This is a genomic window from Mycetocola sp. (assembly GCF_046716805.1).
GTDB lineage: Bacteria > Actinomycetota > Actinomycetes > Actinomycetales > Microbacteriaceae > Mycetocola_A.
In genome coordinates, this window is record NZ_JBKJWH010000003.1 from 1 (window position 1) to 20,464 (window position 20,464).

Below are 20,464 nucleotides of genomic sequence, written 5' to 3' on the forward strand. Positions count from 1 at the left end.
GGGTTCGGGGGGGGGGTGAGGCGTTCACGTTCCGTTGGCGGGGGGGGGGGGCGGGCGCGGGTGGCGCCGCGGTCCCCGTGCCAGTCCCGGGCGAAAGATCGTGAAGTGAGGTAACTACCTGCTACTCGAAATCGGCGAGCTGTTCCGCGTAGACATGGCACGGGCTTTCGACGGCACCAGCCTCACCGCGTCACGCACGCACCTGCCGAGGGAGTTCCTGGCGGTCCGCAAAACACATCTGACCGCAGCTCAGCTCACGCCCACCGCCTTGGCGGACTGCACGGCAGCGCGGATGCCCGCCAGCCACGGCTCCCCGTGGCCGGGCAGCACGATCATCGCCCCGGTCTCCGCGAGGGGTACAAGCGACTCCATCGCCTGCGCCGAGTTCGCCGTCGCAGCGCCCGCGATGATCTGGGCTCCCCGCGCCCCTTTGTATGGGTCGAGCGTGACAAGCGCATCCCCGGTCAGCAAGGCGTCGCGATCCGGGAAGTGCAGGGCACAGTGCCCGAGGGTGTGCCCAGGAGTGAAAACGACGGTCGGGGTGCCTGGAACGTCGAGGACCCCCGACGTCGGCAGCTCGCGCACATCAGAAACTCCCTTCACCGTCAACGCGCCAGCCGCGGTCATGGCCGCGAGCACACGCGTGGCCTTCGGGTACTTCAGCGGGTAGAGGAACGGCGTGCGCTCACGCTGGTAGCGGTATGGATGCGCGGCGAGCTCCCGGTCGGCAGCGTGCACCCAAACCGGCACCTGAAGTTCCTTCACCGCGCGAGCGGCGAATCCCACGTGATCGAAGTGAGCGTGCGTGAGAACCAGCGCAGAGACATCCGCCAGCGACCGACCGATCTCGGAGAGGGCTGACAGGAAATGCGGCCACGTCGACGGGAATGCCGCGTCGACGAGGGTGACCGCCCCGGCATCTTCGACCAGGTAGCAGTTGACATAGGCGTGCTCGAGCCGGTGGATGCCGGGCGCGACATCGCGCGTCAGCGTCGCCCCGCTGCCTGACTTCGTCGCCGCTCGGCGGCCGAACCTCTTGCGAGTCGAGGTGGTCATTCTCGATCCTTCCTTTCGTCGAGAGCGTTCACAGTACGCAGGGGCACACGCAGGAACAAGGGGCTTGCGGGATGCGACCGCCCGCCGCGACCTCCTGTGACAGAGTTCTGGGATGGATGCGCATCGCCGGCTGAGCCGTGCTCAGTTGGCGGGCGGGTGCACGGTTCTTCTCTTCGGAGCTTTTCTGCTCGTCTTCGCTGCATTCGCCGTCGTCGAGGCGGTTGTGGTCGGCGTGTTCTTCTGCGGCGTCCTGAGGTCGCTGGCCGTGGCTGCGGGCATTGGCATTCTCAGACGCCGACCTTCGGGGCGGCAGAAGAGTCGTCGCGTTCGACTGTGGGTTCCACCCCGAGTCCCGCGTCCACCTGCCGGTAGGCGCCGTTGTGGACGGCGAGTTCCACGATGGTGCGTTCGTCGATCGAAGCGTCGGAATCGCCGCGGACCCCCGAATACCTGCACTGGCCGTGCTGGCCTTTGTGTGGGTCTTCCTGGCTCTCGCCTTGTGGGCGAACGCCGGCGAGGCCAGACGATTGAAGCCGTCGGATCGGCCGACCGAAACCGTGCTCGCCGGTTGACCGAACGGCCGATTTCTCGGTCCGCCGATCAGGTTTCGCGCAAGGGCGGTGCCGTATTCTGGCACGACGCACTGCTGCGACGTCGGCGGGGAGCCGGCTCGAGCGGCGACATCACTTGAGAGGGAACAATGGACGTATCGCCACTGGTCTGGACACTGACCGTCGTCTTCATTCTGGGCCTGCTGGCTTTCGACTTCGTCTTCCACGTACGCAAGGCGCACGTCCCCACGCTCAAGGAAGCGGCGATCTGGTCGTCCATTTACGTCGGCATCGCGATTGTCTTCGGGCTCGGCATCCTGACGTTCGGCGGTCCGGTTCCCGGATCCGAGTACTTCGCCGGGTACATCACCGAGAAGGCCCTCTCGGTCGATAACCTCTTCGTCTTCCTCATCATCATGTCGAGCTTCCGGGTTCCGCGTGAGGACCAACAGAAGGTCCTGCTGTTCGGCATCGTCTTCTCACTGATCGCCCGCACCGGGTTCATCTTCCTCGGCGCAGCGCTGATCAACTCGTTCGCCTGGGTGTTCTACTTCTTCGGCCTGATCCTCCTGCTCACCGCGGGCAACATGCTCAAGCCGAAGAAGGACGAAGCGGATGAAGCAGACAACTTCATGATCCGGCTCGCGAAGAAGGTGCTCCCGACCTCCGAGCACTACGACGGCGACAAGCTGTTCACGATCGAAAACGGCAAGCGGGTGCTCACGCCGATGCTGCTCGTGATGGTGGCCATCGGCGGAACGGACATCCTGTTCGCGCTCGACTCGATTCCCGCCATCTTCGGGCTCACGCAGGACGTCTTTATCGTGTTCACGGCAACGGCATTCTCGCTCCTGGGCCTGCGCCAGCTCTTCTTCCTCATCGACGGCCTGCTCGACCGCCTCGTCTACCTCTCCTACGGGCTCGCGGCGATCCTCGGCTTCATCGGCGTGAAGCTCGTGCTCCACGCCCTGCACGAGAACAACCTGCCGTTCATCAACAGTGGTGAGCCTGTTCCCGTCGTCGAGATCAGCACCGGGCTCTCGCTCACCGTGATCCTCGGTATCCTGATCGTCACGATTGTGGCATCGCTGCTCAGCCCCAAGGGCAAGGCGCACGCCGCAATCTCCGGAGCCCGCCGTCACGCCACCTCCTACGTCGACCTCGAGTACACAACCGACCAGGCCGAGCGCAACCGCGTGTTCGCGATGCTCCTTGAAGAGGAGGCCGCAATCCGCAAGCTGCAGCCGAAGTACCTGCAGTGGGTCCGGAACGAGGACGAACTCATGGCACTGTTGAAGCGGGCCCACCAGGAGCACGACGCCTCACTCACGAGATAGCACGTGGGGGCGTTCTCCCCTGTTGCGCTGAAGCGTGCGGGCGGAGAATGTCCGCATGGGCAGCCACGGCCAGGGCTCATCCGAGCCCGACCCGCGACGATGGCCGCCTTCAAGCCGGAGATCCCGTCCCCGGCCTGACGTAGACTCATCGCACCAATTCGCGAGGGAGGGATGCCGGATGGCACGCATCGTTGTTATCGGAGCGACCGGGCATGTCGGCAGCTACCTGGTGCCCCGTCTCGTGGATCAGAGCCATGAGGTCGTGGCGGTGAGCCGGGGCATCCGCTCACCGTATCGGGCGGATCCGGCGTGGCAGCAGGTTGAGCGGGTGGAACTCGACAGGGACGCGGGCGACGCCGACGGGACGTTCGCCGGCGCGATCGCGGATCTGGACCCCGACGTTGTCGTCGACATGATGTGCTTCACCCCGGAGTCCGCCAGCCAGCTCGTCGACGCCCTCCGCGGCCGGATCCAGCAGCTGGTCAGCTGCGGAACCATCTGGGTTCATGGTCCAGCCGTCGCCGTTCCCACCAGGGAATCCGACGAGCGGCGACCGTTCGGCGAATACGGCATCGGCAAAGCCGCGATCGAAGCTCTGCTCCTCGCCGAGTCGAACCGGGACGGCGGACTTCGGTGTACCGTCCTGCACCCCGGGCACATCACCGGCCCCGGCTGGCCGATGGTCAACGCGGCCGGCAATTTCGACCTCCGCGTGTGGGAGGCGCTCGCTGCCGGCGCGGAGGTCATCCTCCCCGACCTCGGCCTCGAGACCGTGCATCACGTTCATGCCGACGACGTCGCCCAGTGTTTCCAACGGGCCATCGAGCGACCCGCGATGGTGGCCGGCAAGAGCTACCACGTCGTCTCCGAGCGTGCGATGACGCTCCGGGGGATCGCCGAAACGGCAGCGGGCTGGTTCGGGCAGGAGGCCAACCTCGGCTATCTCCCGCTGGAGCAGTTCCTGGCCGGGCTCGCCCCGGAGCACGCAAACGCCACGCGCGATCACGTGACGCGCAGCCCGTCGATGAGCATCGCGGCAGCGGCATCCGATCTCGGGTACGCGCCGCGGTACACATCCGCCCAGGCAATCGCCGACGGACTCCAGTGGCTCCTTGCCGAGGGCAGGCTGGAGACGGGCGGTCGGTCGCTCCGCGCCTGACGAGCACACGGTGGCCTGTGCCCATGACTCCGCCAGCCGGCGTCCCACCGAGCCCAGACATCACCCACGGTCGGCGCCCTTCGATGGTGCGTCGAGAGCGAGGCGGAGTTGTGCGCAGCCCGCGCCTGCGATCAGGCCAGCGCTTCGCCCGTCGGGTCGTCCGCAGAGGCGTCCTGCAATTGGGCGCCGCCGATCGGCGCTCCGTCCCAGGCCTCAACGATCCATCCGTCCGCCATGTTGCCGGTGGCAATGACGATTCCCGTATTGGCCAATTCGTGCGCGGCGGCGTAGCGGACGTTGACATCGCTCGTGCGGGATGCGATCCAGGTGCGGATCGCGGCGCCGTGGCTGACGACCGCGACAGTGCCGTCGTGTTCGCGCCCGATCGACTCGATGGCATCGTCGAAGCGGCCGAAGAAGTCGTGCCCGTTCGGGCCGCCGGGCATCTCCACATCGAGTTCGCCCGCTGCCCAGGAGAACACGACCTCCATGTAGCGCATCTGGTCGGCGTAACTGCTCAGCCCCTCCAGGTCGCCCGCCTCGATCTCGTGCAGCCCATCGGTGACCCGCCGCGCCAGGCCGCGCTCGGCGGCCAGCGGCAGCGCGGTGAGCTGGGTGCGCAGCAGGGTGGAAACGAAAATGCCGTCGATCGCTTCGTCGCGAAGCGCGCCGGGAACCGCCTCGGCCTGGCGCTGACCGAGCTCGGTCAATCCGGGCCCGGGGTGTGCCGTGTCGAGCCGGCCCAGGACGTTGGCGGGAGTCTGACCGTGACGAATGAGAAGGAGTCGCATAGGCCTCCAGCCTACGCAAGATGCACCGGCTGAGTGCTGGAGGGTCACCGCGGCACCGGTTGAGCGCCAGCGGAAAGTTCTTCTTGGCGTGTCGTTTCAATGAGTCTATGCTTCGTTAACATTCGAATGTATCTACGAAGAAGGCAGCATGAAAACAGCGACGGATCGCACGGCGACGATCTGGACCGACGGCGTCCTGCCGTTGCGGATGTACTGGCGGGATCGTCGGTGGCGGGTGACCGACACCCCGACGGCGCTCTTCGGCGAACCGGAGTACTCGCATCCCCTTCTCACGCATTCACCGTCGGTCCGGATCGGCTGGAGGTTCCAGGCGACCGATGACAACGGCGAATCCGTCGTGGTCGACGCGGTGAAAGTCGAATCGGAATGGGTAATCGTTCGCACCTACCAGTGAGGGCGGTCCGGATTCCTCCAGGCCGGATGCCTCACCGCGAAGCCGGCGGCAGCGAATCGTTCCTAGGATGAAGGGGTGACAGCCCGACCCAGACGCAAGCGCACCCGATCGGGGGAGAGCGGGGCGCCGGGCGCTGACGTTCCGGAGCGGGAATTCACTCGCAAGCGCGACGAGGTCAGGAAAGCAGCGCGGCGAGTGAATCGCGATCCGAAGGTTCGGGGTTTCGGCCGGGCAGGCCTCCTGGCCAACGGGATCATCCATGTGCTCATCGGGGGTATCGCGATCGGTGTCGCCTGGGGTTCACGTGGCGATGCCGACCAGTCCGGCGCGCTCCGAACCGTCGCGGCCGGGCCGGGTGGTGTTGTTCTGCTCTGGGCGGCTGCGATCGCTCTGTTCGGGCTGGCCTTACTGCAATGGACCGAGGCGGCCCAGGTCGTCTCGGAGAAACGGCGACTCGTTGTCATGCGGCGCCTCACGAACGTGGGTAAGGCGATCGGCTACGCGGCCATCGGAATCGTCGTCGGCTTTTACGCACTGGGCGGGCGCTCCGACGCCTCGAAGACCTGGCAGGGCCTGAGCGCCGCGCTGCTCGACCTGCCCGGCGGAGTCTTTGTGCTCGCCGGCGTGGGCGTCCTCGTCGGAACCGTCGGGGGTACCCTCGTCTTTCGCGGCGTCACCAGAAACTTCCGGGAAGAACTGCGGCCGCTCGATGGGAGAATGTCCAGGGTCGTCGGGGCCCTCGGTGTTGTTGGGCACGTGGCAAAGGGGCTCGCCCTCGTCATCACGGGTGTGCTCTTCCTCGCTTCAGCCGCGTTCACTGACCCGGGTGCTGCACGCGGGCTGGACGGGGCTCTGAGATGGGTGGCGTCGGTTCCCCTGGGCGGCGGCGCACTGCTCGTTCTGCTGGCGAGCGGCTTCATCGCGTACGGTTGCTACCTTTTTGCTCGGGCCCGTTTTTTGCGGGACGGTCCGATGGTCGTCACCTCGTTCAACGACCGGTGAGCGGATGCGCCGGTGACGCATCCGCACTGGTGGCTGTCGCGTTAACGAAGTGTGGCCCGGTCTCCGCAAAGGCAGCGGAGCCGGACCACGGGTGAAGTCGCGTTATTTGAACGCGTCCTTCACGTTCTCGCCGGCCTGCTTGAGGTTGGCCTTGGCCTGGTCTCCCTGACCTTCGGCGCGAAGTCGATCGTTGTCGGTTGCGTCGCCGATGCCTTCTTTGGCCTTGCCAGCAGCTTCTTCAGCGGCGTTGCCTATCTTGTCTCCGAGTCCCATAGGGTCCCTCGCTTTCTGTGTTGGCGATCCGCGATATATCGCGGCCTAACTCTTCTACGGTAGGGCGGGCCGTCACAGCGCTCAAGGGCCTTGACATCCGGCGCGAGTCCGTTGACGTGCCGGATCAGAGGTCCGGTTCCCGGAATCGCTCGTCTGCGAGCTGAGTCGAGCCGGTGCCGTCCGGGTCGAGCGGAGGCATCGTATCGTTCGCACCGGTCTCCTCGTGGGCGTCCTGCGACGTTCCGCCGTCGGTCGCTGTGCTGCCCGGGCCGAGGAGTGCCTCGTCCGGGGCATTCTGTTCCTTCGGCACGTTCCTGTCACGTGGGTCGCTCATTGCATCTCCTTAGGTCGAGGCCAGTCTTTCGGGCACTGTACACGGGTCAAGCGATGCCGACCGCTCCGGGCACAAGGCCTTGACCGGGCAGTAGCATCCTCGCTTCACTGGTCGGATGGATTCCTCACCCCTGACCGCGATCGCCCTCGTCTGCACACTCACCCCGTCACCTGGGTCCTCGAGCAGTGATCTTCTCGCCGACCAGTTTCTCGACGCGCTGAGGAGCCACGGTGTCGATGGAAGCAAAGTGCGCGTCGTCGACCATGATGTGCGGCCAGGAGTCCAGACCGACATGGGCGACGGGGACGACTGGCCCTCGATCCGCCAAAAGGTCCTCGCAGCCGACATCCTGCTCGTGAGCACGCCGACCTGGGCGGGGCACATGTCGAGCATCGCCTCCCGAGTCGTCGAGCGGCTCGACGCAGAGCTCTCGGAGACGGATGCCGACGGCCGGCCGATTCTCTCTGACAAGGTCGCTCTCGTCGCAGTCGTCGGCAACGAGGACGGCGCGCACAAGGTCAGCGCCGACCTGTTCCAGGCACTCAACGACTATGGGTACACCATCCCCGCCCAGGGTGTCTCGTACTGGAACGGTGAGGCCATGCACACCACCGATTACAAGGACCTCGACAGCACACCGGAGGTGACGGCATCCGCCCTCTCGGCCGCGGTGTCGAATGCCGTCCACCTCGCCGGGCTGCTGAAAGCCGGGCACTACCCGAAGCCGGACTGACCGCCGGTCGCAACGCGTGGCATCCTCACGTTACACGGAGGTCCGCCCGACGCCGCCGCCTGGTGACGGGTGACTCCCTGAGCACATTCACGGCAACCGTGACGACTCCCAGGCGCACCCGGTGCACGAACCCGTTGCCGATCGCCAACGGGCGTGCGGACACCGATACCCGGAGCGCTCGGTCGAAGTGCACGGTCATTCCCGGGCGGAACTGGAAGCTCACATCGAGATCGTCGTGCACGTCGTGGCGGTCGAGGTGGGCCGACTCCCGAACCAACAGCCACGCGCACGCCCGGATGGCGCAATTCGAGCCGAACAGTGGTGGGTGACCGAGCAGCAGCCCCATCGCCCCGAAGTAGGCGGGGAGATAACACGACCCGCCGAACCAGCGCTGAAAGCTGTTGCCTCCGTAGAAGGCAGCGGTTCCGGTGACGGCGGATGCTTCCGGGTGCGCGTCGAACGCGGCTTCCACCCGTTCCAGCCAGTCAGCCTCCGGTATGGAATCCGCGTCCAGCCGGGCGAGGATCGCACCCTGTGCTGCGTTGAACCCTGCGCTGGTTGCTGCGGGGATGCCGCGCGTCGGTTCGAAGACCACGCGCGCGCCGGCCATGCGGGCGACGTGCGCGGAGGCATCCGTGCTGGCGTTGTCGACGACGACGATCTCATCGGCTGGGCGGGTCTGTCGTGCGAGTGCGTCCAGGCAGACTCGGAGCATGGCGGCGTCGTTGTAGACGGGGATCACGACGGAGATACTGGCCACGGGTTCAGGATACGAGCTGGCGCGACGCAGGATGCAGGGGTTGCGGACCGTTGGCAGTTCAGGGCACCGCGGGCAAGCCCTACCTCCATTTCGCGGCCGAGGATTATGGTGAAGAACATGGCTGATGAGAATGGCGTCGTGATGACGCTCCCTACCGACCGCCGCGACCGCGACAACAGCATGGGCGAGCAGGTGCAGATTCTCAACCTGGAGGAGATCCGGGAAGATCTGGCATCGACGGTTGCGGAGATCCGGCGCCGGGTGTCAGGGGGAATGGTCATCGCCGTGGTTGCCGGCTTCGTCGGGATCGTGATCGCTGCGGTGATTGCCATCACGACGGGTGACCACGGACGGGATGGCGCCCATGGTTCGCGATAAGACTGACTCTGACCGCGATACCCAGGCGAAGGAGGCCCAGGACACCGCACTTGCTGGGGCTCCGTCCGACGTCGAACTCGCCGAGCTGGCGCCGTCGGATGCCGAGGTGCGCACGCCGCCGAAGCTGCGTCCCAAGGACGTGCTGCCCGTGTACCGTCGGGCGCTGGGAGAATTCGCGAAGGACCAGGTCGCCGACGTCGCCGCCGGGCTCACGTACTTCGCGGTGCTCGCGCTGTTCCCCGCTCTCCTGGCGATCGTTTCACTGCTCTCGCTCGTCAATCAGGATTCCGCCGTGACCGAGCAGTTGCTGGCGCTGTTCTCGTCGATCGGCCCGGAGGAAACAGTGCGAGCCCTTCGAGGACCGATCGAGGACCTCACAGCGACGCCCGCCGCCGGTCTCGGGTTCGTCGTCGGTCTTCTCGGTGCGATCCTGTCGGCATCCGGCTTCGTCCGGGCGTTCTCGCGCGGCATGAATCGGATCTATGCGGTTCGTGAGGGCCGGCCATTCCTGAAGTTCCAGCCGGTGATCCTGCTGGTGACCGTCATCTCCCTCGTCACTCTCACCGGGATGGCGCTCATCCTCGTGCTCAGTGGAGACATCGCCGAAGCCGTCGGGAACATGATCGGCCTTCCCGATGCGGCGATCCTTGTCTGGGACCTCGCCAAATGGCCCGTGCTCGCCGTGCTGGCGATGCTGATCCTGGCCATGCTGTACTACACCACGCCGAACGTGAGGCAGCATAAGTTCCGCTGGCTCACCATCGGTTCCGCCACAGCGCTCGTCGTCTGGGCTGCCGCGACGCTCGGTTTCTTCTTCTACGTCTCCAACTTCGGCAACTACGACAGAACGTACGGCACCCTCGGTGGCGTGATCGTGTTCCTGCTGTGGCTGTATCTCAGCAACATGGCGATCCTCTACGGCGCCGAGGTCGACTCTGAGATCGAGCGGGTTCGGGAACTGAGGGCGGGAATCCGGGCCGAGTACGCGGTCCAGTTGCCGCTACGAGGGACCGCCGGGATCGAGGCGGCGATCGAGGCCGAGGCGAAGGCCGTGCTCGAGTCGAAAAAGCTGCGCCAGGAGGGCTGAACCGCCATTCCCCCGGTGGAGCGGGGGCACGAATCGCAGGAGATCGCACGGTTTGCAGGAGGAAATCCGCGATTCGGTCCTGCGAACCGTGTGATCTCCTTGTAACCGTGCGAAAGGCATCCGTCAGTTCGCGGCGGCGGCCTCACGGGCGAGGAGTGAGCGCTTGACCTCCACGCCCCAGGCGAAGCCGCCGAGCGTGCCATCGGTGCGGAGCACCCGGTGGCAGGGTACGAACAGGGCGGGCGCGTTCGTCGCACACACGCTCGCCGCTGCCCGCACGGCACGGGGGTTGCCGATGGCCGCGGCGAACTCGGTGTAGCTCTGCGGGTGACCCGGGCGGATGCGACGCAGCTGGGCCCATCCGCGCATCCGGAACTCGCCGCCGTGCTGGACGACCGGAACCGCGTCGATCGCCGCCACGTCGCCGTCATAGTAGGCCGTCACCGCGTCGGCCGCGGCGCCGTGGCCCGGCTCGATGGCTTCCGGTCGCAGGCCGGGTGTGATGCGGGCGAGCAGCGTGTCGACGGATGCCGTCCAGCCGGATGCGAGGACGGCGCCGTCCGCGCGCGCCAGGATGCTGAACGGGCCGTCGGGGGTGTCGAGAGTCTCGTGGATGGCCGGTGCGATGGTGTTCATGGGATCTCCTGGGGGATCGGTGCCTGCTGCTCGACAGGCGAAACGGGAAGCGCGGGGGCCGGTAGTCCGGCGGCGCGCCAGAGGTGTAGGCAGAGGTAGGAACGCCAGGGCGCCAGGCCCGCGGCGTATGTGGTCAGCGGCCGGGGCTGGGCGGGTAAGCCGAGAGCGCGCGCGCCGGAGCGGACGGCGACATCGCCGGAAAGGAAGACGTCCGGGTTGCCGAGGACGCGCATCCCGACGTATCCGGCGGTCCAGTCGCCGATGCCGGCGATGGCGGTCAGCCGGGCGTGCTGCTCGGTCGGATCATCGCCGAGGCTGAGGCTGAGTTCGCCGGAGGCGAGCGCCTCGGCCACACGCATCACCGTGTCGATCTTCGCGCGCGGGCCGACGAGCACGTCGCGGCCGGTCGCCGCGATCTGCGCTGCGGTGGGAAACAGGTGGCTGGGCCCCTCCCCAGCACTGACCGGTTCGAGCTCGGTGCTGCAGGCGGCGGCGAGCCGGTTGAGCTGAGTGCGCGCCGCCGCGACGGTGATCTGCTGACCGACGATGGCACGGAACAGCATCTCCTCCGCATCGACGGCACCGGGCAGGCGGATGCCGGGAATGGCGGCGACGCGGGGCGCCAGGGCCGGGTCGGCAGCAAGGGCCGTGTCGACGGCAACGGGGTCAGCGTCGAGATCGAACAGCCGCCGTACCCGCGACGTCAGCACGGGAAGGTCGCCGAGGTGGGTGAGCTGGGCATCGAGGCGCAGCGCGCGGCCGTCGAAGCGCACGGTGAAGTGTGCGGGACCGCCCGGCAACCGCAACGTGCGGGAGTAGGACTCTGCCGTGACGATCTCCACACCGGTCACCGCGCGCGGAGCGAGCCAGCCGAAAATCCCTGCGGCATCGAACGGCGCCCGGAAGGGGAGGGACAGCGACAGCGAGCCGGGTGCTGTCGAGCGCCGGGAGCCTCTCGAGCGGATCTGACCGGGCGTGAGTTCGAACACCTCTGCGATGGTGTCGTTGAACTGGCGGATGCTGGCGAAACCGGCGGCGAAGGCGATGTCGGCGACGGGCAGGTCGGTCGAGGTCAGCAGCGTCCGGGCGGTCTGTGCCCGGTGCGCCCGCGACAAGGCGAGTGGGCCGGCGCCGAGTTCTTCGTGCAGCACTCGGCTCAGGTGGCGCGATGAGTAGCCGAGTCGACCGGCCAGCCCCGGCACGCCCTCGCGTTCGACGACGCCGTCGCCGATCAGCCGCATGGCCCGGGAGGCGAGGTCGTTGCGCAGGTTCCAGGCCGGAGTGCCCGGGACGGCTTCGGGCAGGCAACGCTTGCACGCCCGATAGCCGGCCTCGTGGGCGGCGGCGCTGGTCGCGTAGAAGGTGACGTTCTCGGGCTTCGGTGTGCGCGCCGGGCAGGAGGGGCGGCAGTAGATGCCCGTCGAGCGCACCGCGGTGATGAACTGCCCGTCGAACCGGGCGTCCTTCGCCTGGATGACGCGGTAACGCTCGGTGAAGTCCATGCGTTCAGCCTGACACAGCGGATGCCGGTCGGCTAGCGGAAATCGGACACGGCGGCGGGCGGCGGCGACGCGGCCTCGCTGGCGATCGGCCGGCACTCGATCAACGAACGAGGCTACGGGCGCTCGTCCTCTTGTGGGAGCGGGTCCGGATTCGAGCGGCGCAGCTTTGCCGTGAGGCGGGCGAGCTGGCGCAGTTCGTCGTCGCTCAGCGCAGAGCCCATGAGGTCGGTGATGGTGCCCATGTGCAGCCGGGCGACGTCGCGGTACTGGGCGAAGCCGGCATCCGTTATTGCAACGATCGTGCCCCGTTTGTCGGTCGGGTCAGGATGCTTCGACACGAATCCGCGGGCGACGAGCCGGTCGATGAGGCGGCTGACGCTGGGTTGGCTCAGCAGTACGAGCTGGTTGATGTCGCGCAGCCGGGCGCGGTGCTCGGGCTGGAGCGAGAGATTGAAGAGCACGTCATACTCGTTCAGCGACATCGTGCGGCTGGGGAACTCGGAGGCGAGCACACGGATGACTCCGACCTGCGCGCGGAACAACGACTCCCAGGCTGATACCGCCAGTTCACGATCCGTCATCGGTGCCTCCTGACGACCAAGCCTAGGGGGTCTCGTTGCGGTTCTCCGTCCCCTGCCCGGGGCGCGTCGCCCCCCGGTAGAGCAGGACCAGGCCGGTGATGTTCGTCGCAATCCCGACGAAGACGAGGAGCAGCCCAACGAACAGTGCGACGACGTCGCCGGCGAACAACCATTGGGCGGCGAGGAGGACACCGCCCGCGACGACGAGAAGCCCGATGCCGAAGCACACGACACCGGTCAGCGTCGCGCGGGAGAACATGCGGGGAGGAGGCGGCGAAGCGGCATCCGGGTTCTCGTGATCCATCGTCTCAGGCTAACCGCCCCCAACGTGGGTGCCGGTTAACGGATTGAGGGCCGGTCGTAGAGGCTTACGACCGACCCTCCCCTTGCACCAAGAGTGTCCTGCAATCACATTCCGCGGTAGCTGCCACAGCAAACAACTAACGCTCTTTGAATATATAACGGAAAGGTAACAGCGTCTAGTTATCCAAACGTTATTTTTCTGGGAGTTCGCTGCGCCGCTTGCTTCGGACATCGGTGCCCTCAGGGGCGGTACGCGGTCAGAGAAAGAAGTTGGACGGCTGGGTCACCAGAACGAATCCGGCGATGCCGGCTCCGGTGTACCAGATGGCCCAGCCGAGCCAGCGGTTGGCGAGAATCAGCTTCCATGAGTGGGTTCGGGTCCTCAGCGCGTATTCCTCGGCGAGTACCGTCTTCCTGCGGTAGATCCACCCAGCGTTCGCGACGATCTCGACACCGCTGAACGCGGCAATGAGCGCCAGCAGAAACATGGTGCTGTCGGGTAGAGGTACTGCGTTCACCGTGGTGACCGCAAGCAGAAGGCCGAGGAGGCCAAGCACGACGCCGTTGAGCAGTGACAGCTTCTGTGCCCGTCCGCCGAAATCCGCAATGCTCATCTCCACGTGGAAGTCCTGCATCGCATCCAAAGCCCGACGCGCTGCCCTGCGCTCGCGAACTATGAAGAATGTCGCGGTGAGGGTGTACGGGATGGCGCCGAGAACGAGGGCAAAGCCCAGTGGAATCATCAGCATGATTCCGAAGATTGCGCCGACACCGAGCATGACGGCCAGTACGCCGTAGATGACGAACGCCTGGGGCCAGCTCGCTGTCGCGACGTCCCGCGGTTCAACGATGCCCGACGCCGCACGGTCTGTCATGCCTGTAGCGTACGGCCAGTCGATCGCTGGTTATCGATTTGACCCGAACGGGGGCGGCATTCTGCCATGCCGCCCCGTTCGCGGGTTGAGCGGCCCGGGCCGAGTGCAGCTAGAACAGGTCGGGCGACGGAGTCGAAGAGTGGCGGATCGCGACGTCGGCGTGGCGGTCGAAACGGTAGCCAACGCCGCGAACGGTGCGAACGATGTCCTCGTAGCGACCGAGCTTGGCGCGCAGGCGTCGTACGTGCACGTCGATGGTGCGTTCGTTGGGCACCTCGTCCTCATCGCCGGCCTTCCAAAGCGACGAGATGAGTTCCGTCCGGTCGATCGTGCGGCCTTCGCGGAGCACGAGGTACTGCAGCAGTTCGAATTCCTTGTAGGTGAGGCTGATCGGCTCGTTGTCGAGCACCAGGCGCTTGCGGGAGATGTCGATGACGACGCCGGAGTGGACGCGGTCGAGTTCTTCCTGCTCCTCGGCCTGGCGGTGCTTGGCGAGGGCGGATGGGTCCTGCAGAGCCAGCCGGACGACGTCGACGTCGCGTCCGCCTGCGCCCTCGGGTGCCAGGGCGACGGCGGCGTAGGTTTCGGACTCCGGTGCGAGGTCGGCGGCGAGAGCCTTGAGGGCCTGGACGATCGCGCCGAGGCTCGTGCCGGCGGCAGCGGCCTTGGCGTCGTCGATGCCGACGTAGAGGACGAAGCCGCGGGCTTCGGTTCCGGCCGGAACGGCTCGGAGGCGCGGAGCGGATGACGGCGCGGACGGGGTGCTGGACGGTGCGAACGAGGTTGCGTGTGCGAGGGACATCAGGAGGTTCCTTTGGATGATGAATGTGCGTCGAACCGCGGCCCCGCTTCGAGCGGGTACGACGGATGCCGGTATGAAGCGGCGGTTCGGAATGTGGCCTGTGCGTGGCCGGAACGGATGCGGAGTGTGGCATCCGGGACGCGAGCGGCGACGAGATCGGTCGACGGGCGTGGGCGACGGGTTACGCGGTTAGCGACACATTCGACAACACATGACTGCGCTGCCGGCCATCATCATGCCGGCAGTTCCACGAGGCTCGAAGGAGCTCAAGGGGAAGGCGTTATCAGTCATGTCGAGAAGTTAACAGCACGGCGTCGAAGTGTGTCAAATCTTTGCACCGGATGACGATAAATCGCGAGATACGCAAGATTCTGCGCAGCAATCCGGTTTTCATAGTGAAACCTGCGACAGCAAAGCGACGAACGCCTGGCTGGCGAAGGACCTGCGGTGGGCCTGTAGTGCGTGTCGGCGACACGTTCGAGAGCCCTGCTCGGTCACAAATGGCTGGACGGCTCGTTGCTACGCCAGAAACGGCTGGACGTTGGGGCGAAACGCGACCGCTTGTGGCGTCGCAACGGGCGGGCGACGGATGCCGCCGCGAACGATTCGCAGGAGATCGCACGCTTAGCAGGACCAAATTGCTGAAAGCATCCGGATATCCGTGCGATCTCCTGTTAACCGAGCCTCCGCCCGCAGGGGGAGTGGAGCCTAAACGAGCCCGTAGAGCCGGTCGCCGGCGTCCCCGAGCCCGGGAACGATATAGCCGTGCTCGTTCAGGCGTTCATCCATGGCGCCCAGGACGATGGTGACGTCGCGGCCCTCGGTCGCCTTCTCCAGCGCCGCGATTCCCTCGGGCGCAGCGAGCAGGCAGATGGCGGTCACGTCGACGGCTCCGCGAGCGAACAGGAACTCGATCGCCGCACCAAGCGACCCACCGGTGGCGAGCATCGGGTCGAGAACGAAGCACTGGCGGTCAGAAAGATCGTCGGGCAGGCGCTCCGCGTAGGTGGCCGGCTCGAGGGTCTCTTCGTTGCGCACCATGCCGAGGAAGCCGACCTCAGCGGTCGGCAGAAGCTTCACCATGCCCTCGAGCATGCCAAGCCCGGCCCGGAGGATCGGGACGACCAGGGGTCGCGGCTGGCTGATGGCGAGACCCATCGTCTTCGTGACCGGCGTCTCGATCTCGACCGGCTCCGTGCGCACATTCCGTGTCGCCTCATAGGCGAGCAAGGTGACGAGCTCTTCGGTGAGGGCACGGAACACCGGCGACGGTGTGGTCCGATCCCGCAGAACGGTGAGCTTGTGGGTGATCAGGGGATGTTCCGCTACGTGCACTCGCATGGTCTAAACCTACCGCCTGTGGCGGGGGCACCCGTCGGCGTAAATCCCGCGCTCGCGAGTGCTGGTCGATACTGTTTGAGAACCCGACGAATCGAGGATCCTGTGGCTGACACCGACTCGCGAGCACCCGCCCTCCACGCGGTCCTCGCCGATCTGTCGACGGAGCGGGTGAATGAAAAATATTCCGACCTGGATCTGCTGTCTACGCCGGATCTCGTCGCGGCCATGAACACGGAAGATGGAGGCGTGGCGCCGGCTGTCGCTCTCGCCCGGGGCGCCATCGCGGCGGCTGTCGACGGTATATCCGAACGGATGCTCCGCGGCGGCCGCCTGATCTATGTGGGCGCCGGCACACCCGGTCGGCTCGGCGTGCTCGACGCGAGCGAGGCTCCGCCGACATTCGGAATCGATCCAGGCCGCATCGTCGGGGTTATTGCGGGTGGAAGCGCCGCACTCGTCACCGCCGTCGAAGGGGCCGAGGACGACGAGGAGGCCGGGCGTCAGGACGTCGCCGACCTGAACGTCGGCGCGTTCGACACCGTGGTCGGGATCTCCGCCTCCGGCCGGACCCCGTACGTGCTCGCCGCTGTCGCCGAAGCGAGGAGCAGGGGAGCCTTCACCGTCGGGGTCGCCTGCAACGCGGCATCCGCCCTCGGAGCAGCCGCGGAGGTGGGCATCGACGTCGTCGTCGGCCCTGAAATCGTGGCCGGCTCGACGAGGCTCAAAGCGGGCACCGCGCAGAAAATGGTGCTCAACATGCTGAGCACCCTCACAATGGTCCGCCTCGGCAAGACGTGGGGCAACCTCATGGTCGACCTCAAAGCGAGTAATGAGAAGCTCGTCGCCCGGTCGGAGCGAACGGTGATGCTCGCCACCGGAGCGGATGCCGCGACCGCAGCGGCGACCCTCGCAGCGGTCGGCGGCTCGGTGAAGGCGGCGATTCTTGTGCAGCTCGCCGGGATCCGCCCGTCGGCAGCCGAAGCCCTCCTGGCGCAGCACGATGGTTTCCTCCGCCGGGCTCTCGCGGCGGCGCAGAGCGACGAGGGCTGAACCCCGCTCGGCGCGTCGAATAGGCTTTCGGCAGAACAGGAGGCCCGGATGCCGCTGCCCGTCGACCCCGTCGATCAGACCTGGATGCTCCGCGCCCTCGACGAAGCGCACGCGGCGCTGACCACCGCTGACGTCCCCGTCGGTGCCGTCATCGTCGGCGCGGACGGGCTCATCCTGTCGACCGGGCGCAACGCGCGCGAAGCGCGGCAAGACCCGACCGCCCACGCCGAGGTGGAGGCGATTCGGGCCGCAGCGGCGGCATCCGGTGACTGGCACCTCACGGATGTGACCCTCTACGTCACCCTCGAACCCTGCGTCATGTGCGCTGGGGCGATTCTGTCCGCGCGGATTCCCCGGGTCGTCTTCGGCGCGTGGGATGAGAAGGCGGGCGCAGCGGGCAGCGTCTACGACGTGCTGCGTGACCGCCGGCTCAACCACCGGGTCGAGGTGGTCGCCGGCGTCGAAACGGATGCCTGTTCGGTGCTGCTCACGGACTTCTTCCGTTCCGCCGATCGCCCGGGCTGAGCGCTCAGCGGACGATCACCGTCGGCGCGGAGAGCCGGGCGAGAACGCCGTGGCTCACCGAGCCGAGCAGGAACCGGGCAACCGTGCCCCGGCCGTGGCTGCCCACCACGATGAGGGAGGCATCCTCTGCCACCTCGGACAGGACCGTGACCGGGTCGCCCTCGGTGACGATCCGGCGTACCTGCACGTTCGGGTGAGCGCCCATCACCGCGTCAAGCGCTCGGTTGAGTGTCTGGTTGCCGATCTCGGTCAGGTCCTCGACGTACTCGACGGGGAAGGCGAGGTCGTAACCGTAGACGACCGGGTTCGGCCAGGCGTTCACGGCGATGAGGGGCTGTTTGAGCCGGTCGGCTTCCTCGACGGCGAACACCAGTGCGTGCTCGGAAATCGGTGAACCGTCGACCCCGACGACGACGCCGTCCCTGCCGGCGAAGTCGATGGTCGGGATGACAGCGACGGGGGTGGTGCTCGCCGCTGCGATGCGGAAACCGCGGTTGCCGTGCCTGCGCGAGCTGTCCTTGCCTGTCGAGTCGCTTCCGACCACGACCATGTCCGCATCCTTCGACAGGGCGATCAGGTCCGCTTGAGGATCACCGACCCGGGTTTCCGTCGTCACCTCGAGCGCCGGCGCCACCGTTCGTGCCAGCTCCACCGCTGATGTCAGCACCTGATCCACGTCGGAGCGAGCGGCGTCGAGCAGTCCTGCGTTGCCTGCGCGACGCATCCCCTCGTCGACGATGTGGACCAGATGGAGCCCCAGGCCGCGGGACTTCGCCCGCTCGGCGGCCCAGCGCACCGCCGTCCTGCTGGTGTCGAAATTCTTCACACCGACCAGCATCCGTGTGGCCATTGCTTCCCCGCTCTCTCTTCGGTGTTCAGGTCGCTTTCTTCGCGGCGGCCTTGGCCGCACGTTTCGTCTCGCGTACTCGCGAGAGGGACTCGCCGTCGACGATGTCGGCGACGGACCGATAGCTGCCGTCGTCGCCGTATGAGCCGGCCGCTTCCCGCCAGCCGGATCCGCTGAACCCATACTGTTTGCCCAGCAGCGCGACGAAGATGCGTGCTTTCTGCTCGCCGAAGCCGGGAAGTTCGGTCAGTCGTCGGTAGACCTCATGCCCGTCCGGGGCGCCGCGCGTCCAGAGCGCCGACGCGTCTCCGTCCCAGTCGTCGACGAGGCTGCGGCACAACGCCTGGATGCGCGCGGCCATGCTGCCGGGGTATCGGTGAACGGCCGGCGGCGTGCGGCACACCTCCACGAACGCCTCAGGATCCTGGCCGGCGATCGTCGCGGCGTCGAACGAGCCCAGCCGGTCCCGGATCTTCGCCGGCCCCGCGAACGCTGTCTCCATCGGCACCTGCTGGTCGAGTAGCATGCCGATCAGCAACGCCAGCGGGTCCGCCGAGAGCAACTCGTCAGCGTCGGCATCCCCGGTGATACTCAACTGCGGCGTCATGCCTCATGCCTACCACTTGGCTGGGAGAAGCACGAGCCTTTCCGGGGAGTCCGCGCCCGGGACGCTGGTGTGGCCCGGTCCTCGCTCGTCGACACGATCGTCTCCGTAGCGGGAGCATCAACGGCGACGCGACGGCGGACATCCGGTTCAAGATCGATGATGCGCGCCGGCACCGCTGCCCGGATGCGCTGCTCGATGGTGTCGATATGGCCGAAGACGACGTTGAGGAGAGAGCCGATGGCATCCCATCGATCTCCTTTGAGTGTGCGAGGAAGGTCAGTGAGTGTTCGAGTCGATCTGCGCAGTGTAGACAAATGGACGAAGCGGATGCGACGAGGCGACGTCGAGGAGCGCCTGCACCCCGTCGAGCGGGCGGCCGAGCGGCTGCTCCAGAGTCGCTCCTGGGGCACGGGCGGCGAGCGCAGCTACCAGCGCTTCGCGCACCGGGACCGCGTGCGTCGCAAGCGCGCCGACGGCGCCGACTCTGACGGGCTGGCCCGGCTGCCAGCCGACGCTGCGCAAGGCGCTCGCCGCCGAGTGCGCAAGCTCACCGGCCGCTGCGGTGACGATGCCGCGAGCCGTCTCGTCGCCGGCCGCAGCGGCATCCACAACATCCCGGCAGAAGGAGGCGATCAGCGAGACCCTGTGCGGGTTGGCCTGCACCACCATGTAGACCTCGTCCAACGGGCCGAAGCGTTTGACGGCTATGGCTTCGAGCGTTGTGTGCGGGGCGCGACCGTCGAAGGCGCGCAGGGCGGCATCCAGCCCCGCCCGTCCGATCCAGTACCCGCTGCCCGCATCCCCGAGCAGGGAACCCCAGCCATCGACCTTCGCGACGCTCGACTCGGACAGCGCGAGGACGACGACGCCGGTGCCGACCGCGAGCATGACGCCGGGTTCGGTGCCGTTGGCGGCGAGGTACCCGGTGATCGAGTCGTGTGCGAGGGCGACACGCCGCACTCCGATTCCGCGCGTCGCTGCCAGCAAGGCCTCCGGGTTCGCGGCGGCGGGGGTGAGGCCAGACGTGCCCACCGCGAGCTCATCGATGCGAGACCCCGTGGCGGTCGCCAGCTTCATGGCGAGCTCGGTGAGCTGGTCGACGACAGGACGGTCGGTGAGGACGCCGGGCCCCTCGGTCTCGGTGAGGATGCCGGCGGCGTTGCTGAGTCGCAGCCGCGTGCCGGTCTGGCCGCCGTCGATGGAGAGGCGGGTGGAGGCAGGGGTCATGAGTGTCCAGAGATCGGGCGTACGTTACGGAGCTAACCTACTTTGCCTGCGTGGGGTGGCGTATCAATAGGCTGTGCCCTCGACCGGCGCCGCGCGCTGCCCGAATGGGCGAGGCCGTCGGCATCCGGCGTTCACTGTGCGCAAATCGACCTCAAACGGGAAGTTCCGGGCTGTGTCAAGCTGCTTGGAGTCGTCGGTCGTTGTTGGTTGTGTCTTCGTGGCCGGGGAGGTTGATGCCGACAAGGCCGGCCGGTGATGGTGTGCGCGGGCGTCGGTGGAAGCGTTCGGGGTG

Annotated in this window: 25 protein-coding genes; 10 read left to right on the plus strand and 15 right to left on the minus strand. The window is 67.0% G+C overall.

Annotated features, from left to right (window positions below; translation table 11 throughout):
* Positions 1-249: 249 nt before the first annotated feature.
* Positions 250-1,056 carry an MBL fold metallo-hydrolase gene (locus tag ACLQ62_RS00160; RefSeq protein WP_411719633.1) on the minus strand — a complete coding sequence of 269 codons (807 nt, stop codon included), beginning with the start codon at positions 1,054-1,056 and terminating at the stop codon, positions 250-252.
* A gap of 278 nt (positions 1,057-1,334) precedes the next feature.
* On the opposite strand from ACLQ62_RS00160, the gene ACLQ62_RS00165 reads away from it, so the two are divergent.
* The 3 genes from ACLQ62_RS00165 to ACLQ62_RS00175 all read left to right on the plus strand — a co-directional run bounded on the left by ACLQ62_RS00165 (position 1,335) and on the right by ACLQ62_RS00175 (position 4,103).
* Positions 1,335-1,628, plus strand: coding sequence for a hypothetical protein (locus tag ACLQ62_RS00165; RefSeq protein WP_411719634.1), 294 nt, complete (start codon positions 1,335-1,337; stop codon positions 1,626-1,628).
* A gap of 128 nt (positions 1,629-1,756) precedes the next feature.
* Positions 1,757-2,944 (plus strand): TerC family protein, encoded by a 1,188-nt coding sequence (locus tag ACLQ62_RS00170; RefSeq protein WP_411719635.1) that lies wholly within the window; start codon positions 1,757-1,759, stop codon positions 2,942-2,944.
* 178 nt (positions 2,945-3,122) lie between these two features.
* Positions 3,123-4,103: an NAD-dependent epimerase/dehydratase family protein gene (locus tag ACLQ62_RS00175; RefSeq protein WP_411719636.1), complete on the plus strand. Its 981-nt coding sequence runs from the start codon at positions 3,123-3,125 to the stop codon at positions 4,101-4,103.
* Positions 4,104-4,234: 131 nt separating this feature from the next.
* Here ACLQ62_RS00175 and ACLQ62_RS00180 read toward each other — a convergent pair whose 3' ends face one another.
* A complete protein-coding gene (locus tag ACLQ62_RS00180; RefSeq protein WP_411719637.1) occupies positions 4,235-4,894 on the minus strand; it encodes a histidine phosphatase family protein in 660 nt (219 codons plus the stop codon).
* A 148-nt stretch (positions 4,895-5,042) separates the two neighbouring features.
* Here ACLQ62_RS00180 and ACLQ62_RS00185 point away from each other — a divergent pair, with 148 nt between their 5' ends.
* Positions 5,043-5,309, plus strand: coding sequence for a hypothetical protein (locus tag ACLQ62_RS00185; protein WP_411719638.1), 267 nt, complete (start codon positions 5,043-5,045; stop codon positions 5,307-5,309).
* A 75-nt stretch (positions 5,310-5,384) separates the two neighbouring features.
* Positions 5,385-6,311 (plus strand): DUF1206 domain-containing protein, encoded by a 927-nt coding sequence (locus tag ACLQ62_RS00190; RefSeq protein ID WP_411719639.1) that lies wholly within the window; start codon positions 5,385-5,387, stop codon positions 6,309-6,311.
* A gap of 102 nt (positions 6,312-6,413) precedes the next feature.
* On the opposite strand, the gene ACLQ62_RS00195 is transcribed toward ACLQ62_RS00190, so the two are convergent.
* Both ACLQ62_RS00195 and ACLQ62_RS00200 read right to left on the minus strand, forming a co-directional pair.
* Complete coding sequence (locus ACLQ62_RS00195; RefSeq protein WP_090708301.1) at positions 6,414-6,584, minus strand: CsbD family protein; 171 nt, start codon at positions 6,582-6,584, stop codon at positions 6,414-6,416.
* 124 nt (positions 6,585-6,708) lie between these two features.
* Positions 6,709-6,918 carry a hypothetical protein gene (locus ACLQ62_RS00200; protein ID WP_411719640.1) on the minus strand — a complete coding sequence of 70 codons (210 nt, stop codon included), beginning with the start codon at positions 6,916-6,918 and terminating at the stop codon, positions 6,709-6,711.
* A 115-nt stretch (positions 6,919-7,033) separates the two neighbouring features.
* On the opposite strand from ACLQ62_RS00200, the gene ACLQ62_RS00205 reads away from it, so the two are divergent.
* Entirely contained in the window at positions 7,034-7,651 is a 618-nt protein-coding gene (locus ACLQ62_RS00205) for a flavodoxin family protein (protein WP_411719641.1), read from the plus strand.
* Positions 7,652-7,676: 25 nt separating this feature from the next.
* On the opposite strand, the gene ACLQ62_RS00210 is transcribed toward ACLQ62_RS00205, so the two are convergent.
* On the minus strand, positions 7,677-8,411 hold the full coding sequence (locus ACLQ62_RS00210) for a glycosyltransferase family 2 protein (RefSeq protein ID WP_411719642.1): 735 nt from the start codon (positions 8,409-8,411) through the stop codon (positions 7,677-7,679).
* Between the two features lie 117 nt (positions 8,412-8,528).
* Here ACLQ62_RS00210 and ACLQ62_RS00215 point away from each other — a divergent pair, with 117 nt between their 5' ends.
* Positions 8,529-8,789: a hypothetical protein gene (locus ACLQ62_RS00215; RefSeq protein WP_411719643.1), complete on the plus strand. Its 261-nt coding sequence runs from the start codon at positions 8,529-8,531 to the stop codon at positions 8,787-8,789.
* Positions 8,776-9,876, plus strand: a complete 1,101-nt coding sequence (locus ACLQ62_RS00220; RefSeq protein ID WP_411719644.1) for a YihY/virulence factor BrkB family protein — start codon at positions 8,776-8,778, stop codon at positions 9,874-9,876. Before ACLQ62_RS00215 ends, ACLQ62_RS00220 begins: the two co-directional genes overlap by 14 nt.
* A gap of 123 nt (positions 9,877-9,999) precedes the next feature.
* On the opposite strand, the gene ACLQ62_RS00225 is transcribed toward ACLQ62_RS00220, so the two are convergent.
* The 7 genes from ACLQ62_RS00225 to upp all read right to left on the minus strand — a co-directional run bounded on the left by ACLQ62_RS00225 (position 10,000) and on the right by upp (position 15,916).
* Complete coding sequence (locus tag ACLQ62_RS00225; RefSeq protein ID WP_411719645.1) at positions 10,000-10,512, minus strand: methylated-DNA--[protein]-cysteine S-methyltransferase; 513 nt, start codon at positions 10,510-10,512, stop codon at positions 10,000-10,002.
* Positions 10,509-12,014, minus strand: a complete 1,506-nt coding sequence (locus ACLQ62_RS00230; protein WP_411719646.1) for an AlkA N-terminal domain-containing protein — start codon at positions 12,012-12,014, stop codon at positions 10,509-10,511. Before ACLQ62_RS00230 ends, ACLQ62_RS00225 begins: the two co-directional genes overlap by 4 nt.
* 113 nt (positions 12,015-12,127) lie before the next feature.
* Positions 12,128-12,595, minus strand: a complete 468-nt coding sequence (locus ACLQ62_RS00235) for a MarR family winged helix-turn-helix transcriptional regulator (protein WP_411719647.1) — start codon at positions 12,593-12,595, stop codon at positions 12,128-12,130.
* Between the two features lie 22 nt (positions 12,596-12,617).
* Positions 12,618-12,899: a hypothetical protein gene (locus tag ACLQ62_RS00240; protein WP_411719648.1), complete on the minus strand. Its 282-nt coding sequence runs from the start codon at positions 12,897-12,899 to the stop codon at positions 12,618-12,620.
* Positions 12,900-13,155: 256 nt separating this feature from the next.
* Complete coding sequence (locus ACLQ62_RS00245) at positions 13,156-13,773, minus strand: hypothetical protein (RefSeq protein WP_411719649.1); 618 nt, start codon at positions 13,771-13,773, stop codon at positions 13,156-13,158.
* A gap of 109 nt (positions 13,774-13,882) precedes the next feature.
* Complete coding sequence (locus ACLQ62_RS00250; protein WP_411719650.1) at positions 13,883-14,575, minus strand: winged helix-turn-helix domain-containing protein; 693 nt, start codon at positions 14,573-14,575, stop codon at positions 13,883-13,885.
* Positions 14,576-15,283: 708 nt separating this feature from the next.
* Positions 15,284-15,916, minus strand: a complete 633-nt coding sequence (gene upp / locus ACLQ62_RS00255; protein ID WP_411719651.1) for a uracil phosphoribosyltransferase — start codon at positions 15,914-15,916, stop codon at positions 15,284-15,286.
* A gap of 102 nt (positions 15,917-16,018) precedes the next feature.
* On the opposite strand from upp, the gene murQ reads away from it, so the two are divergent.
* Together murQ and tadA are read left to right on the plus strand one after the other, a co-directional pair.
* Positions 16,019-16,966: an N-acetylmuramic acid 6-phosphate etherase gene (gene murQ, locus ACLQ62_RS00260; RefSeq protein ID WP_411719652.1), complete on the plus strand. Its 948-nt coding sequence runs from the start codon at positions 16,019-16,021 to the stop codon at positions 16,964-16,966.
* Between the two features lie 48 nt (positions 16,967-17,014).
* A complete protein-coding gene (tadA, locus tag ACLQ62_RS00265; protein ID WP_411719653.1) occupies positions 17,015-17,491 on the plus strand; it encodes a tRNA adenosine(34) deaminase TadA in 477 nt (158 codons plus the stop codon).
* 4 nt (positions 17,492-17,495) lie between these two features.
* Here tadA and ACLQ62_RS00270 read toward each other — a convergent pair whose 3' ends face one another.
* The 3 genes from ACLQ62_RS00270 to ACLQ62_RS00280 all read right to left on the minus strand — a co-directional run bounded on the left by ACLQ62_RS00270 (position 17,496) and on the right by ACLQ62_RS00280 (position 20,172).
* Entirely contained in the window at positions 17,496-18,341 is an 846-nt protein-coding gene (locus tag ACLQ62_RS00270; protein ID WP_411719654.1) for a universal stress protein, read from the minus strand.
* A 25-nt stretch (positions 18,342-18,366) separates the two neighbouring features.
* Positions 18,367-18,945: an HhH-GPD-type base excision DNA repair protein gene (locus tag ACLQ62_RS00275; RefSeq protein WP_411719655.1), complete on the minus strand. Its 579-nt coding sequence runs from the start codon at positions 18,943-18,945 to the stop codon at positions 18,367-18,369.
* A 276-nt stretch (positions 18,946-19,221) separates the two neighbouring features.
* Positions 19,222-20,172 carry an N-acetylglucosamine kinase gene (locus ACLQ62_RS00280; protein WP_411719656.1) on the minus strand — a complete coding sequence of 317 codons (951 nt, stop codon included), beginning with the start codon at positions 20,170-20,172 and terminating at the stop codon, positions 19,222-19,224.
* Positions 20,173-20,464 lie beyond the last annotated feature (292 nt).